This window comes from Bacillus sp. N1(2025), assembly GCF_053470005.1.
In genome coordinates this window covers 400,124-413,955 of the sequence record NZ_JBLTJB010000002.1, presented here as the reverse complement: position 1 = coordinate 413,955, position 13,832 = coordinate 400,124, and the positions used below count along the sequence as shown (strand labels likewise).

17 protein-coding genes are annotated in these 13,832 nt (G+C 45.7%); 1 reads left to right on the top strand and 16 read right to left on the bottom strand.

Going from position 1 to position 13,832, the window contains the following annotated elements; genetic code table 11:
• Positions 1 to 36 precede the first annotated feature (36 nt).
• The 7 genes from ACNFN4_RS06970 to ACNFN4_RS06940 form a co-directional block, all read right to left on the bottom strand.
• Complete coding sequence (locus tag ACNFN4_RS06970; protein WP_007407587.1) at positions 37 to 201, bottom strand: hypothetical protein; 165 nt, start codon at positions 199 to 201, stop codon at positions 37 to 39.
• A gap of 85 nt (positions 202 to 286) precedes the next feature.
• On the bottom strand, positions 287 to 967 hold the full coding sequence (locus ACNFN4_RS06965) for a VWA domain-containing protein (RefSeq protein WP_020956466.1): 681 nt from the start codon (positions 965 to 967) through the stop codon (positions 287 to 289).
• 309 nt (positions 968 to 1,276) lie between these two features.
• Complete coding sequence (locus ACNFN4_RS06960; protein WP_007407590.1) at positions 1,277 to 1,963, bottom strand: VWA domain-containing protein; 687 nt, start codon at positions 1,961 to 1,963, stop codon at positions 1,277 to 1,279.
• 266 nt (positions 1,964 to 2,229) lie between these two features.
• Positions 2,230 to 3,261: a stage II sporulation protein D gene (gene spoIID, locus ACNFN4_RS06955; protein WP_007407591.1), complete on the bottom strand. Its 1,032-nt coding sequence runs from the start codon at positions 3,259 to 3,261 to the stop codon at positions 2,230 to 2,232.
• A gap of 199 nt (positions 3,262 to 3,460) precedes the next feature.
• The gene (gene murA, locus ACNFN4_RS06950; protein WP_007407592.1) at positions 3,461 to 4,771 is read right to left on the bottom strand and encodes a UDP-N-acetylglucosamine 1-carboxyvinyltransferase; all 1,311 of its coding nucleotides are present in this window, start codon (positions 4,769 to 4,771) and stop codon (positions 3,461 to 3,463) included.
• Positions 4,772 to 4,804: 33 nt separating this feature from the next.
• Complete coding sequence (locus ACNFN4_RS06945) at positions 4,805 to 5,545, bottom strand: YwmB family TATA-box binding protein (protein ID WP_007614364.1); 741 nt, start codon at positions 5,543 to 5,545, stop codon at positions 4,805 to 4,807.
• Between the two features lie 141 nt (positions 5,546 to 5,686).
• A complete protein-coding gene (locus tag ACNFN4_RS06940) occupies positions 5,687 to 5,917 on the bottom strand; it encodes a DUF1146 family protein (RefSeq protein WP_007614366.1) in 231 nt (76 codons plus the stop codon).
• A 172-nt stretch (positions 5,918 to 6,089) separates the two neighbouring features.
• Between ACNFN4_RS06940 and ACNFN4_RS06935 the strand changes: the two genes are divergently transcribed.
• On the top strand, positions 6,090 to 6,560 hold the full coding sequence (locus ACNFN4_RS06935; RefSeq protein WP_007407595.1) for a hypothetical protein: 471 nt from the start codon (positions 6,090 to 6,092) through the stop codon (positions 6,558 to 6,560).
• Between the two features lie 44 nt (positions 6,561 to 6,604).
• Here the strand turns inward: ACNFN4_RS06935 and ACNFN4_RS06930 are convergent, their stop codons facing one another.
• From ACNFN4_RS06930 to atpI, 9 genes are all read right to left on the bottom strand, one after another.
• Positions 6,605 to 7,003 (bottom strand): F0F1 ATP synthase subunit epsilon, encoded by a 399-nt coding sequence (locus ACNFN4_RS06930; protein ID WP_003151176.1) that lies wholly within the window; start codon positions 7,001 to 7,003, stop codon positions 6,605 to 6,607.
• 23 nt (positions 7,004 to 7,026) lie between these two features.
• Positions 7,027 to 8,448 (bottom strand): F0F1 ATP synthase subunit beta, encoded by a 1,422-nt coding sequence (gene atpD, locus ACNFN4_RS06925; protein WP_003151173.1) that lies wholly within the window; start codon positions 8,446 to 8,448, stop codon positions 7,027 to 7,029.
• 25 nt (positions 8,449 to 8,473) lie between these two features.
• Positions 8,474 to 9,337 (bottom strand): ATP synthase F1 subunit gamma, encoded by an 864-nt coding sequence (gene atpG, locus ACNFN4_RS06920; RefSeq protein ID WP_003151172.1) that lies wholly within the window; start codon positions 9,335 to 9,337, stop codon positions 8,474 to 8,476.
• Positions 9,338 to 9,412: 75 nt separating this feature from the next.
• On the bottom strand, positions 9,413 to 10,921 hold the full coding sequence (gene atpA, locus ACNFN4_RS06915) for a F0F1 ATP synthase subunit alpha (RefSeq protein ID WP_003151170.1): 1,509 nt from the start codon (positions 10,919 to 10,921) through the stop codon (positions 9,413 to 9,415).
• Between the two features lie 16 nt (positions 10,922 to 10,937).
• Positions 10,938 to 11,483 (bottom strand): F0F1 ATP synthase subunit delta, encoded by a 546-nt coding sequence (locus ACNFN4_RS06910; RefSeq protein ID WP_003151169.1) that lies wholly within the window; start codon positions 11,481 to 11,483, stop codon positions 10,938 to 10,940.
• A complete protein-coding gene (gene atpF, locus ACNFN4_RS06905; RefSeq protein ID WP_003151168.1) occupies positions 11,480 to 11,992 on the bottom strand; it encodes a F0F1 ATP synthase subunit B in 513 nt (170 codons plus the stop codon). The genes ACNFN4_RS06910 and atpF overlap by 4 nt, the downstream gene beginning before the upstream one ends.
• A gap of 142 nt (positions 11,993 to 12,134) precedes the next feature.
• On the bottom strand, positions 12,135 to 12,347 hold the full coding sequence (gene atpE, locus ACNFN4_RS06900; protein ID WP_003151167.1) for a F0F1 ATP synthase subunit C: 213 nt from the start codon (positions 12,345 to 12,347) through the stop codon (positions 12,135 to 12,137).
• Positions 12,348 to 12,392: 45 nt separating this feature from the next.
• Positions 12,393 to 13,127 (bottom strand): F0F1 ATP synthase subunit A, encoded by a 735-nt coding sequence (atpB, locus tag ACNFN4_RS06895; protein WP_003151158.1) that lies wholly within the window; start codon positions 13,125 to 13,127, stop codon positions 12,393 to 12,395.
• A 7-nt stretch (positions 13,128 to 13,134) separates the two neighbouring features.
• Complete coding sequence (gene atpI / locus ACNFN4_RS06890; RefSeq protein WP_003151155.1) at positions 13,135 to 13,518, bottom strand: ATP synthase subunit I; 384 nt, start codon at positions 13,516 to 13,518, stop codon at positions 13,135 to 13,137.
• Positions 13,519 to 13,832: the final 314 nt, after the last annotated feature.

Below are 13,832 nucleotides of genomic sequence, written 5' to 3'. Positions count from 1 at the left end.
GAATTTGCGGTTTAAAAAAAGAGCCCTCTTAGGACTCTATGTTTCATTGCGATGATGTCTGCTCAGAATGGTGAATAAAATAACTGCGGCGATAATGGCCAATATACTGACGAATATGAAGGCGGCAAGCTTCAGAAAAATTCCCATCAGAACAAAAACGACTGCCGCCAGCACTAATATAATGCCTGCTCCTTTTAACAACAGCGTTCATCTCCTTTTATCCGTATCATTCCCGCGGTTCCGTTTTCTAAACAAAAAAGACGCCGCGCGGGCGTCCTTTTTTAACCTATTCTTTTGCTAAATCCTTTGCAGCGTCTTCCCAAGCCTGTTTGAACTCGTCCGCGCTGTCAGCTGAGACATATGTGCCGCCTCCCGCTTCCGCCGCTTTTTCAAGGCTTTCGCTTCCTTTCATGCCGAAGTTGAAGCCGATGATATTGACGATCGTGTTGACGTTCGCTTTACGGAGCTTTTGAATTTCGGCCTGAGGATTACCGCCGCATGTTTCTTCACCGTCTGTGATCAGATATACGACGTTTTTCCCTGTGGCGCCGGCCCGCTCAAATTCTTCACGCGTATCAGAAAGCGCTTTCGCAATCGGTGTCCAGCCGGTCGGTTTAATCTTGCTGAGTGATTGCTCAAATGGAGTCACGGCGTACGGCTGAAGGCCGTATAACGTTTCTGTCGCATTACATGATACGGCTTTGCCTGAGTTTTTATTATTGCCCTTATGCCCGAATACCCGAAGCATCAGATTCGTGTCTTCAGGAAGAACTTCCGCAAAAGAAGTGACAGACTCTTTCGCAACATCTATTTTACGCTCTCCCCCTGTTTTTTGTATCATGCTTCCGCTTGCATCAAACAGCACAGCAATGTTTGTTTCTTCGTGCTTTTTCTCAGCTGCAAAAACAGGTGATCCGAGTGAAAGCGTCAAAAGTCCGACAATCCCCGCAGTGAACATTTTTTTCATTTCCTTCATTCCTCTCCGTTTGTTTTTGGCCGATGGGCCCCCGGCTCTTCTCTATGCTAGATGACGTGTATGCAAAAAGATATAGGGCGGGATTCCTTTTGTATAAGCGGCTGTACGCCGTTAAAAATGAACAGAATTATGCGCATCATCCTAAAAAGATTGGATAAATGATGACAGATTTAATGCCTTTTTCGCCCTTTTTGTAATATAAGTCCGGAATCTGATTCTTTTTACAGTTTTCTCTTCATCTTTTCTTGAAATTTTTGTTAAATAAAAATAAAAAAAAGGGCCGATAAACGGCACCTTTTCTTATTCCGCTAATGAACTCGCTGCCATTGTAAAGATGCGGTTCATATCCTTTTGGCTGTGAGCTTCGTAATATTTTCCTCCGCCCGCTTTGGCAATCTCGTGAAGCTGGCCGTTGAAGCCTTCCTTAAAGTCAAAGCCGATCACGTTGACTTTAATATGCTGTTTGCGAAGTTCTTTCGCTGTCTTAACAGGATCTCCTCCGCATGTCTCCTCGCCGTCCGTCAACAGGAAAACGGATTTACTGCCAAGTTTGTGCAAACCGGTAAAGGAAGCCTTCGCATCCTCTAATGCTTTTGCAATCGGTGTCCAGCCCGTAGGCCCGATTCCGTTAAGAGAGTTAAGGAAGCTCTGTCTGTCAAACCTTTGGAATCCGTACACACCGCGAATGGATTCACAAGATTGAACCTTTCCGGAGTTTTTATTATTGCCTTCCGAACCGAAAACTGTCATTCTGACCTGTGATTTAGATTTAATTTGATCCGCAAAACGGACAATTTCTTCTTTTGCCATGTTGTATTTAGAAACACCGTCAATCCGTTTTGCCATACTGCCGCTCGCATCAAGTAAAATGGCGGTATTGTTTTTAAATGAAAGAGTCTTCTCGTTTGCATTCTCGGCAGCAAAAGCAGGAGATGCAGCAGTCAGCATCAATCCGAGCATGAGTATGAGTGAAAATGTTTTTTTCATTGCTTTTTCCCCTTTTCAATAGATTTACGTTCAACGCCGAACAATATTTATCGTAAATGAGATGAAAAGGGAAATAAATAGGACGGCGTTCCTCATTATTTTTGCGTATATTCACATAGAAGCGGCATTTTTATCAGTGATTTACACCCGGCGCTCAGCCTTCAATCGACATTTGTCAGCCTTTAGGCTTTCGTTATATGAGTCTGTTGGTTGCTTTACCGTTTATGGAATAGTTTTCAAAAAAAAACAGACGCTCATGAAAGCGTCTATTTTTTCGCCATATATTTGTTTAAAAATGAATCTGCTTCGGAAATGTCCACTCCCTGATAATAATGCTTGACGATGTCCGCCACTGATTTTCCCTGCTCCGCCATGTAATTGGCCCCGTACTGGCTCATGCCGACGCCGTGGCCGAATCCTTTTGTCGTAATGGTGATGCTGCTGCCGTTTCGTTTCCATTCAAAGTCGGCAGAACGGAGTCCGAGTTTTTCCCGGATGTCTCTTCCCTTCAGCTTTTTGCCGTTGATGACGGCCGTTGCCACTTGATGGCCCGGCGTTCTGGCTGTAATCTGTCCCACCGTGTTTTGTCCTGAGAGCTGTACGCCGAGCTTTTGCTGAAACTCCGGCACACTGAAGGTCTGGGTGGCAAGATATTTCGGCGATTGCTTATCCCACGGACTTTTCACGCTTTTTAAATAAGGAATGGCGCTTGTCCAATAGGCTTCCGCATTTTCCGTATACCCGTTACTCGTAGAGAAGAAAGATGCCTCAATCGGCTTGTTATCGTACGTTAAAATCTTTCCTTGCGTGCCGGCCACCGCGTTTGTGATTTTCTTGAGGTTGTGTGCGTACTTAGAACCCCATTCTTTTTTCAGCTGGCTTTTGCTTTGATAGACTTGGAACATTTGCGTATCATCCACCAGTGATCCTTTCGGCGCCTGGACGGCTGAGTCAGCGACCATCAGTCTGACGATGAATGTCCGGGCGGCGAGCGCCTGGGCTTTTAAGGCCTCCGGTTTAAAATCTGCGGGCATTTCGGAAGCCACGACACCGATCACGTACTCTTCAAGCGGAATGTTTTCTACAGAATGATTGGATGTCCGATAAACCGGAATGGATACAGGTGATTCTTTCAATGTTTCTGCTCCTTTTGTTTCTCGTGTGGTGTGTGCTGTTTTGTGTCCGGGCTCTCTGTTTACGGCTGCTCCTTTTTCTGCCTGAAACGGAAGGACGAGAATGGTGGGGACTAGAAGAATAAGTATACACAGCCCGGATAGTAGAAATACAATCGGTTTCATATATCAGCTGCCTCCTGCTTGGGATTCGACTCTACTTCATCTTATGGGCAGGGACAAGCTAATATGACTTCCTTTTGGACAGAATCTTTATTCCATTTTTCACGCGAAAAACGTATTCTTTTTTGGAAATCAGAGCATAATAATGATGATAAACCATAAAAAAACAGTATGCCAGATTGACATACTGTTTTTACAGCCATTATGCGTTTAGGTCAGTTACGACTTCTTTGCTTTCTTGTTCAGCGGCCGTTTCATCAACGACACGCTCGATGTCAGCGCCGAGAGCCGCAAGTTTTTTATGGAAATTCACATAACCGCGATCCAAGTGCTTCAGTTCCGTGACGCGTGTATGACCTTCAGCCACTAATCCCGCAAGAATCAGCGCCGCGCCCGCACGCAGGTCCGTAGCGGCAACTTCTGCGCCTTGCAGCTGTACAGGACCGTTAATGATCACAGAACGTCCTTCAATTTTAATGTCGCCATTCATCCGGCGGAATTCTTCAGCATGCATAAAACGGTTTTCAAACACAGTTTCAGTAATCATGCTTGTTCCGCTCGCACGGAGAAGCAGCGCCATCATTTGCGACTGCATATCAGTCGGGAATCCTGGGTGAGGCATCGTTTTAATGTCGATCGGCTTCAGCTGGGCAGGACCGATGACACGAAGGCCTTCTCCTTCATCCGTAATTTTGACTCCCATTTCTTCCATCTTCGCAATTAAAGACGTAAGATGCTCAGGAACCGCACCTTTGACTAATACATTTCCTTCCGTGATAGCCGCAGCCACCATGAAAGTACCCGCTTCAATACGGTCAGGAATGATGTTGTGTCTTACGCCGTGAAGCTTCTCGACACCTTCAATTTTAATGGTGCCTGTGCCGGCTCCGCGGATTTTTCCGCCCATCGCATTGATATAGTTCGCTAAGTCAACGATTTCAGGCTCTTTTGCCACGTTTTCAAGCGTTGTTGTTCCTTCAGCTAAAGCAGCTGCCATAATCAAGTTTTCTGTCGCACCCACACTTGGGAAATCTAAATAGATTTTTGCGCCCTGCAGACGGCCTTCCACTTCTGCTTCAATAAAGCCGTTGCCTACTTTGATTTTTGCACCCATTGCTTCAAAGCCTTTTAAATGCTGATCAATCGGTCTTGAGCCGATTGCGCAGCCGCCCGGAAGCGCTACTCTTGAATGACCCGTACGGGCTAACAGAGGGCCCATAACAAGCACTGACGCGCGCATTTTACGCACATATTCAAAAGGTGCTTCTGTTTCTAAAGCGTAAGAAGCGTTTACGGTAACTTCATTATTCTCAAAATGCACATCTGCTCCTAAATGACGCAACACTTCGTTGATTGTATATACATCGGAGAGCGTAGGTACATCACATATTACGCTTTTTTCTTCACTTGCTAATAAAGATGCAGCGATAACTGGTAAAACGGCATTTTTTGCTCCTTCAACTTTCACTGTGCCGTTTAACTTCTGACCGCCGCGGACGATGATTTTTTCCAAGGTATTCCCCTCCGCGTCCCTATATTCTCTATATTAATATTCAGTCGTCACGATTGGTGTGCCAACCGTAACGGTATGTTTTTCGCCCATTCCCGCACTTCTAAGCGCAACTTGCACATTCATCTTATGTTTCGATGTCATGATGTAATCTGTCCACTTATATGTAAATGCAGAAACAGAAACGAAATGAGGCTCAACTACATGTTCAACTGGACTTGCTTCAAATTCTTTCATGAGCTGTTCTGCTTTTTTTTGCAAAACAATACTCATATTATCATTTAAATGACCCTTTAGACAAGTAAAAATAAATACTTTATTTTGAAATATGTCATGTGCCTGCCGTTCAAACTGTTCATATGTATCATTCCAGTTTTCCGGTTGCTCCGGGCTCATTTGCTCATATAATAAATACGAAGTTGGGTTCTGGTTTTTGAGGGTAGTGACGAGCTGCAGTTTAAAAGTTGTGTGATTTTTTTTGTCAGAATACGTGCCGACGGCCTTTACGATTTTATCTTCCCGCGCGGATTCCCAATGATATTGCGGATACTGCGTCTTCAGTTCTTTTACCTTGTCATCAAATTCACTCAGTGACAGGTTCAGATTTTTTTTCGCATGAAGCGTCCATTCATCTACAGTGACCTGCTGCCGCTCCATTCCTTCGGCAATCTGGGCAAGCGGAGACAGCTCACTTGCATGAATGGAATGAAATACCGCTATTAAGGCGCTTAAAAAAACAAAAAACAAGATGATGCGGCCTGCTCTTTTTTTCTTCATATCGATCTCTCCCCCTTACTCCCATTTTTGCCGGAGCCGGGGAAAGCAATACATGGAAAACTTCGTCAAAACTCGCCAAGCGGGTGAAGAAAAATTGGTTTCTCACCCAGCGATTCCCTTCATTTTAACAAACGAAACATCTTAAAATAAGTATGGAAGCTGTTTCGAATAGGTAAGATAATCTAAAAAGAAGTCAGCGACTGCCGTACCGATCGCAATGGTAAGAAGAATGATCAGCAGCCTCGCCTGCACTATTTTTCCTTTTCGGATCAGCGGATCAAAGTTGACGGCCTGAAGCGCCCACCATGTCACCGCAATGCATACCAGGTGAACCAGGATGCTGATTGCGGCCTGCTGCCCCAATACATTCACAAATCCCATCTCCTTTCATTTTTTCCGCCCCTCATATCCTCTCTTATTATATAAGAAGAAGAGAGAAAGATGATCATTTTTACATCAGAATTTTTATCCAAAATTAGGGGCAATCCCCGCTTAAATGTCCGTTCTCCGGCATGATATACTTTTTTGGAAAGGAGATGGGAATATGAATCATTCCTTTTTTCATCCGGAAAAGCAGTATGGAGAAACTCTTCCCGTATTTGACCACGAGTGGGAAGCGATAGCATTCTACTATGATTATAGACAGTCTCAAACAGAGGAACTGAAAGAATTATGTCAGTTTTTCAACATTTCTCTTGATTATTCACGCGGCAGCCTGCTGGAAGTGGAAGCTCTTTACTTCCGCAGCATACAAGAGCTGCTTTTGGCGGATTGGAACCTGCCGATTGACGAATTTGAGAAAATGCTCAGCGTGTATGTCATCGATTGCGCCATCCGACACCATGACGATGCCGAATGGGTTGTCAAACCTTATCCGTATACGGACGGCGCCTATACGACGGGTGTGCGGAGAGGAAACAAAACGTGGCACACCGACAACTGCTGCGAACATTTATATCTGCAAAAAGAAGAGGATCATCCGCTTATCGGCGTCTATGAATCTCTTATGCGTTAATATAGAAAAAGAATCCTTCTCAGACAGCCGAGAAGGATTCTTTTTTAGTTTCCTGCAACATCCAATCTGTTTACAGCCCGCTGTAGCGCAAGCTCAGCCCGACGAATGTCAGTATCATCTGATCGTTTGTTCAAACGGTCTTCCGCCCGCTTTTTCGCAGCAAGGGCGCGCTCTTTATCAATGCTTTCCGCTGTTTCAGCGGCTTGTGCAAGGATAGTGACCTGATCAGGACGGACTTCTAAAAATCCGCCGCTGACAGCCGCCAATTCGGTCTGCCCGTCTTTTTTAAGGCGGACAGCGCCGATTTTAAGCGGAGCCACGGTCGGAATATGGCCAGGCAAGATACCGAGATCACCGCTCTCGGCTCTTACACTTACCATTTCAATATCAGCATCATATACTGGGCCGTCGGGAGTAACGATATTGACTTTAACGGTCTTCATGCTTTTACCCTCCTAGGACCAGATTAAACTTCTACACCCATCTCTTTTGCATTCTCAATGACTTCTTCAATGCGTCCCACAAGACGGAATGCATCTTCCGGAAGATGGTCATATTTACCGGAAAGGATTTCTTTAAAGCCTCGTACCGTTTCTTTAACAGGCACGTAAGAACCCTTTTGTCCCGTAAACTGCTCAGCTACGTGGAAGTTTTGAGAAAGGAAGAACTGGATACGGCGTGCGCGGTGAACGACAAGCTTGTCTTCTTCACCCAATTCGTCCATACCGAGAATCGCGATAATATCCTGAAGTTCTTTGTAACGCTGAAGCGTTGACTGGACTTCACGCGCCACCGCATAATGCTCTTCTCCGACAATTTCCGGAGCAAGCGCGCGGGAAGTGGAAGCCAGCGGATCAACCGCAGGGTAGATACCCATTTCAGTTAATTTACGCTCAAGGTTAGTCGTTGCATCCAAGTGAGCGAACGTTGTCGCCGGAGCCGGGTCAGTGTAGTCATCGGCAGGCACGTAGATCGCCTGGATAGATGTAACTGAACCAACGTTTGTAGACGTAATACGCTCTTGAAGCTGACCCATTTCTGTCGCAAGCGTCGGCTGATAACCAACCGCAGAAGGCATACGGCCGAGAAGCGCGGAAACCTCTGAACCCGCTTGTGTGAAACGGAAAATGTTATCGATAAAGAACAGTACGTCCTGTCCTTGTTTATCACGGAAATGCTCAGCCATTGTAAGACCCGTCAGTGCTACACGCATACGTGCGCCCGGCGGCTCGTTCATTTGTCCGAAGACCATGGCTGTTTTCTTGATAACGCCTGAATCGCTCATTTCGTAGAAAAGGTCGTTCCCTTCACGAGTACGCTCTCCTACACCGGCGAATACGGAAATACCGCCGTGCTCTTGCGCGATGTTGTTGATTAATTCCTGGATTAATACGGTTTTACCTACGCCGGCGCCGCCGAACAATCCGATTTTACCGCCCTTGATGTAAGGAGCGAGCAGGTCAACAACCTTAATTCCCGTTTCAAGAATTTCAACCTCAGTTGAAAGCTCATCGAATGAAGGAGCTGATCTGTGGATCGGGTCCTTTTGAGCATCCGCAGGCAGCGGTTCATTTAAATCAATTTTATCTCCCAGTACGTTAAATACGCGTCCGAGAGTCACATCACCGACAGGAACGGAAATCGGCGCACCTGTATCAACAGCTTCCATTCCGCGCTGAATTCCGTCCGTAGATGCCATGGCAATTGTACGGACTGTATCATCGCCTAAATGAAGAGCAACCTCTAGCGTTAGGTCGATGCCTACTTCATTTTCGCCTGTAGCTGGCTGTGAAACTTTAATCGCATTATAAATCGCAGGCAAGTGGCCGTCCTCGAAACGTACGTCGACAACCGGTCCAAGCACCTGACTTACGCGTCCTTTCTTCATCGCTATCCCTCCTGACAAAATCTTTCTATTCTAAAGCGGCTGCACCGCCGACAATTTCGGTAATTTCTTGTGTAATCGCCGCTTGACGCGCGCGGTTATATGAAAGCGAAAGTGAATCAATGAGTTCTTTCGCATTATCAGTCGCATTTTTCATTGCTGTCATTCTCGCAGCGTGTTCACTTGCTTTACTGTCAAGAAGCGCGCCGTAAATTAAGCTTTCCGCATATTGAGGAAGCAGCACTTCGAGCACCTCTTCTTCATCCGGTTCGAACTCGTATGAAGCCGTGCGCTTCCCGCCGCTCGTTCCGAAATCCGTTAAAGGCAGCACTTTTTTCTCCGTCACTTCCTGTGAAATCGCACTGACGAAATGGTTATACACCAAATGCAGTTCATCAAAAGCGCCGTCGATAAACATTTGTACCGTCTGACGGGTCAAATCTTTAATCTGAGCAAAAGTGACCTCGTCGCCAAGCCCCACTAACTCAGACAAAATCGGCATTTCCCGTTTTTTGAAGAAATCGCGGCCGACTCTGCCGATTGCAATCACCGTGTATTCATCTTTAGACTGATGGCGTTCTTGAATGGTGCGGTAAGCGTTTCGCAAAACCGAACTGTTAAACGCACCCGCAAGCCCGCGGTCAGACGTAATGACGAGATACGCCGTCTTTTTCACTTCTCTTGAGACAAGCATCGGGTGTTTCGCGTTTTTCGCGCCTTTTCCGACGTTAAACACAACCTCCTGGATCTTATCCATATACGGAGCAAATGACTTCGCGTTGGTTTCCGCACGGTTCAGCTTCGCAGCGGATACCATCTGCATGGCTTTTGTAATCTGGCTTGTTTTTTTCGTTGACGTGATCCTTGACTTAATATCGCGTAATGAGGCCAAAGATTTCACCACCTTTATTCTTCATTTGCGTAAAAAGAGAGAAAAAGAGAACCTTTTTCTCTCATCTTCTAAGGGTTAGTTGCTTGGTGCAAATGTGCGTTTGAAACCTTCGATTGCAGCTTTGAAGTCTTCATCAGCAGGAAGGTTTCCTGTTTTCGCAATGCCGTCAAGCAGATCTTTATGGTTTTGATCAAGGTACATGTAGTACTCTTCTTCAAAACGTCTGATATCCGCAACCGGAATATCATCAAGATATCCTTTTGTCAGCGCATAAAGAATGGCTACCTGTTTTTCAACCGGAAGCGGTTTATTCAAGTCTTGCTTCAGCACTTCAACTGTACGCGCACCGCGGTTCAGTTTCGCCTGAGTCGCCTGGTCAAGATCAGATCCGAATTGGGCGAACGCTTCAAGTTCACGGTATGAAGCCAGGTCAAGACGCAATGTTCCCGCTACCTTTTTCATCGCTTTGATTTGGGCTGATCCGCCGACACGGGATACGGATAATCCGGCATTGATCGCAGGACGCACGCCTGAGAAGAATAGGTCGGATTGAAGGAAAATCTGTCCGTCAGTAATGGAAATGACGTTTGTCGGGATATAAGCGGAGATATCTCCTGCTTGTGTTTCGACGAACGGCAGCGCCGTAATTGATCCTGCGCCTTTTGCGTCACTCAGCTTGGCTGCGCGCTCAAGCAGACGGGAGTGAAGATAGAATACATCCCCGGGGAATGCTTCACGGCCCGGCGGACGGCGAAGAAGCAATGACAGCTCACGGTAAGCGGCCGCTTGTTTGGATAAATCATCATATACGACGAGAACGTGCTTGCCGTTGTACATGAATTCTTCACCCATTGTCACCCCTGCATACGGTGCAAGGTACAGAAGCGGAGCCGGCTGTGAAGCGGACGCTGTCACGACAATCGTGTAATCAAGCGCGCCATGCTTACGAAGTGTTTCCACCACGCCGCGCACTGTAGATTCTTTTTGACCGATCGCTACGTACACACAGATCATGTCTTGATCTTTTTGGTTTAAGATTGTATCAATCGCAACAGATGTTTTACCTGTCTGACGGTCACCGATAATCAGCTCACGCTGTCCGCGGCCGATCGGAATTAACGCGTCGATCGCTTTGATACCCGTTTGCAGCGGCTCATGTACCGATTTACGGTCCATTACGCCTGGAGCCTGGCTTTCGATCGGACGTGTTTTGCTTGTCAGAATCGGACCCAGTCCGTCTACCGGCTGTCCGAGCGGGTTGACGATACGTCCGATTAATTCTTCACCTACAGGAACTTCCATGATGCGGCCCGTTCTTTTGACCTCATCACCTTCACGGATATCTCTGTAAGGTCCTAAGATAACGATACCTACGTTGGATTCTTCAAGGTTTTGAGCCATACCCAAAACGCCGTTTGAAAACTCAACAAGTTCACCGGCCATACAATTGTCAAGGCCGTGCACACGCGCAATACCGTCTCCGACTTGGATGACTGTACCTACGTCATGAACTTCAATTTCAGATTGGTAATTTTGAATTTGCTGCTTTATCAGCGTGCTAATCTCTTCAGCTTTGATGCTCACTTAGGTTTCACCCCTTCTATCGATTTCCTCCGGCAAGTTGACGTTCCATGCGCTCAAGCTTTCCGCTTACGCTTCCGTCATAAATCCGGTTTCCAATGCGGACTTTAATGCCGCCTATTAAATCCGTCTGCACTTCATTTCTGATTCTGAGCGAAGCGATTCCGGCTTTTTTTGCAAACACTTGAGACAATGATAACATTTCCGCTTCTGACAGCGGTTTTACTGAATAAACAACCGCGTCCTCTGTCTGACGGGCCTGATTGGCAAGTTTGATAAACTCGTCTGTGAGATCAGGCACAATCGAAGACCGGCGGCGGTCAATCAGAAGAAAAATCGTATGCAGCACAGACTCAGACAGTGCGCCGAACGATTGCTGAATCAGCTCTTTTTTCTTAGCGGCCGATACCTTCGGATGGCTTAACACTTCCTGTAATCCGGCTTCGTTCCGGAACACTTCTTTTAGCACGGTAAGCTCTTCTTCGATTTCATTGATTTGAGAAGTCTCAACGGCAATGTCGAAAAGCGCTGACGCGTATCGTTTAGAGACAGCAGATCCACTCATCGGCTTTCTCCTACCTCTTTAAGATAGTCCTGAATCAGTTGTTCCTGGGCTTGTTCATCAAGCTCTTTTTCAATCACTTTCGATGCGATTAAGACAGAAAGTGATGCGACTTGCTCGCGAAGTGCGGAAACCGCTTGTTCTTTTTCTTTGACAATTTCGGTTCTCGCCGCTTCTTTCAATCTTTCAGACTCGGCGCGTGCAGCCTGGATAATGTCTTCCTTCTGCTTTTCACCCAGTTTTTTCGCATTTTCAATGAGTGATTGTGATTCCTGTTTCGCTTCTTTTAAAAGAACGCGCTGCTCTTCAATCAGCTTCTGCGCTTCTTTATTTCTTTCTTCAGCGGACGTAATTTCGCCGGCGATATGATCTTCACGCTGTTTCATTATATTTAATAGCGGTCCAAGAGCGAATTTCTTGAGAAGCGCTAATAAAACTAGCATAGCTAACAATTGGAATAGGATATCTCCGCCGTTAAACGACAGTCCTAATTCAAGAGGTAATTGAGACATCTACTACGGCAACTCCCTTCTGCAGGTTTTCTCTGCTGATAAAAAGCCGTTTCGGGACGGCCTGCTTATCAGACATAAAGCAATGGCGAAGGTTCTCTTAGAGTGATCTTCGCCATTTTTAGTTCATATAAGGCTTTTTTGCTTAGCCAAAGAACGCTAAGAACGCGATAACGACAGCGATAATCGGAAGGGCCTCAACCAATGCGATACCCATGAACATAAGAGTTCTAAGTTCTTTTCCTGCTTCCGGCTGACGGGCGATTCCCTCTACCGTACGTGAAACGATCAGACCGTTACCAATACCTGCACCAAGTGCACCTAAACCGATTGCAATTGCAGCTGCTATTAAATTCATGAAAAAGTTCCTCCTTTAAAATGTTATCCGAATGGATATATGATTTTAATGATCATGACTGATTTTGTGTGACATGTACACCATCGTCAGCATCGTAAAGATAAATGCCTGGATGGTACCGATGAACAAGCTGAATGCCTGCCATGCAAGCATCGGAATAATGGCTCCGACTGTGCCGACCAAACCGAGAAAGAAACTGTTTGAGTAGAAATTCGTCGCCAGATTCGCAAGCAGGCCAAGAAGAATTTCCCCGGCGAAAATGTTACCGTAAAGACGAAGTCCGAGTGTCAGCGTATTCGCAAACTCCTCAATGATCTTCATCGGGAACATAAGCGGAACCGGTCTGAGGTAATCCTTAGAGTATTCCTTCAAACCTTTCATCTTCACGCCGTAATAGTGCGTTAACGACACAACCATAACGGCTAGAGTCAGAGTAATAGCCGGATCGGCCGTCGGTGATTTCCACCAAAGCTCGTGTCCGACCGTTACAGAAAACGGCAGCCCCAGCATATTTGATACAAATATGTACATCAGCAAGGTTACACCAAGCGCCAAGAAGTTAGCCCCTGTTTTTAAATCCATTGTACTGCCTATAATATTGCGGACAAAATCAACAATCCATTCCATGAAGTTCTGGGCTTTTCCCGGACGGATGGACAGCGTTCTCGTAGTGAGAATCGCAATCAGCAGCACAATCACACTTGCCACAGTAATCATCAGAATGTTTGTCAGATTAAAAGTAAGACCAAACAAATCAATAGTTCTGTAATCGTGATTCAATGGGTTTTCACCTCTCTTCCATTGATGAACGTTTGAGCTGAATAATGGAATCTATCATAATGACGGGATAAATTGTCATTAATCCAATAATCACACTTGCCACACTGACTTTATCGGGATATTTAAAGGCGACAGCCATCGCAAGTATCGCATTGCACCAACGCGCTGCGCTCCCGAGTGATCGTATGGACTTTCCTTTCGCCACGGCCTTGTCAAAAGCATTCATTCTTCTGGTCAAGAGCCACAAATTAAACAAACTGAAAACAGTTCCCAAAAAGAGGCCTAAAAAAACAGTTTTATACGCCGTAAGACCATATCCCAGCAAATAGATTGCTAAGATTACAAATACATATCTCCGTTGTCTGCTGAATGTAAGATTGGGATCGTCCATCAACTATCTGTCTCCTGATGAAAATGTAATATAATTCCTGGATACGGCAAAACATGCGGTTAACCCTTGCAGAAGGCCTTTTTTGTCCGCAAAACGGCCTGTTCGAAAAAACCACTCATCCTCCTGATGCCACGGGATGCTGTTTCATTCGCTTAGATAAATCCTCATATAACGGGTTTTTTGGAGGATTTAAAATGAGGATGGATACTAGAAATGAAAGGAATGAAAACCTTCTCATAATACCCTCGTTTAGCATACAATAGCCCCTAACATGTGTCAATCTGTTTAAAGTTAAAAAACTTTTTATACCGAAA

Excerpts from the sequence above, each read along its gene's own strand:
- ACNFN4_RS06935 (WP_007407595.1), top strand. The coding sequence starts at position 6,090 with ATGAATCATTCCTTTTTTCATCCGGAAAAGCAGTATGGAGAAACTCTT.
- ACNFN4_RS06960 (WP_007407590.1), bottom strand. The coding sequence starts at position 1,963 with ATGAAAAAAACATTTTCACTCATACTCATGCTCGGATTGATGCTGACT.
- ACNFN4_RS06930 (WP_003151176.1), bottom strand. The coding sequence starts at position 7,003 with ATGAAGACCGTTAAAGTCAATATCGTTACTCCCGACGGCCCAGTATAT.
- atpE (WP_003151167.1), bottom strand. The coding sequence starts at position 12,347 with ATGAATTTAATAGCAGCTGCAATTGCAATCGGTTTAGGTGCACTTGGT.
- ACNFN4_RS06945 (WP_007614364.1), bottom strand. The coding sequence starts at position 5,545 with ATGAAGAAAAAAAGAGCAGGCCGCATCATCTTGTTTTTTGTTTTTTTA.
- atpI (WP_003151155.1), bottom strand. The coding sequence starts at position 13,518 with ATGGACGATCCCAATCTTACATTCAGCAGACAACGGAGATATGTATTT.
- atpD (WP_003151173.1), bottom strand. The coding sequence starts at position 8,448 with ATGAAGAAAGGACGCGTAAGTCAGGTGCTTGGACCGGTTGTCGACGTA.
- ACNFN4_RS06910 (WP_003151169.1), bottom strand. The coding sequence starts at position 11,483 with ATGAGTGGATCTGCTGTCTCTAAACGATACGCGTCAGCGCTTTTCGAC.
- ACNFN4_RS06965 (WP_020956466.1), bottom strand. The coding sequence starts at position 967 with ATGAAAAAAATGTTCACTGCGGGGATTGTCGGACTTTTGACGCTTTCA.
- spoIID (WP_007407591.1), bottom strand. The coding sequence starts at position 3,261 with ATGAAACCGATTGTATTTCTACTATCCGGGCTGTGTATACTTATTCTT.
- atpF (WP_003151168.1), bottom strand. The coding sequence starts at position 11,992 with ATGTCTCAATTACCTCTTGAATTAGGACTGTCGTTTAACGGCGGAGAT.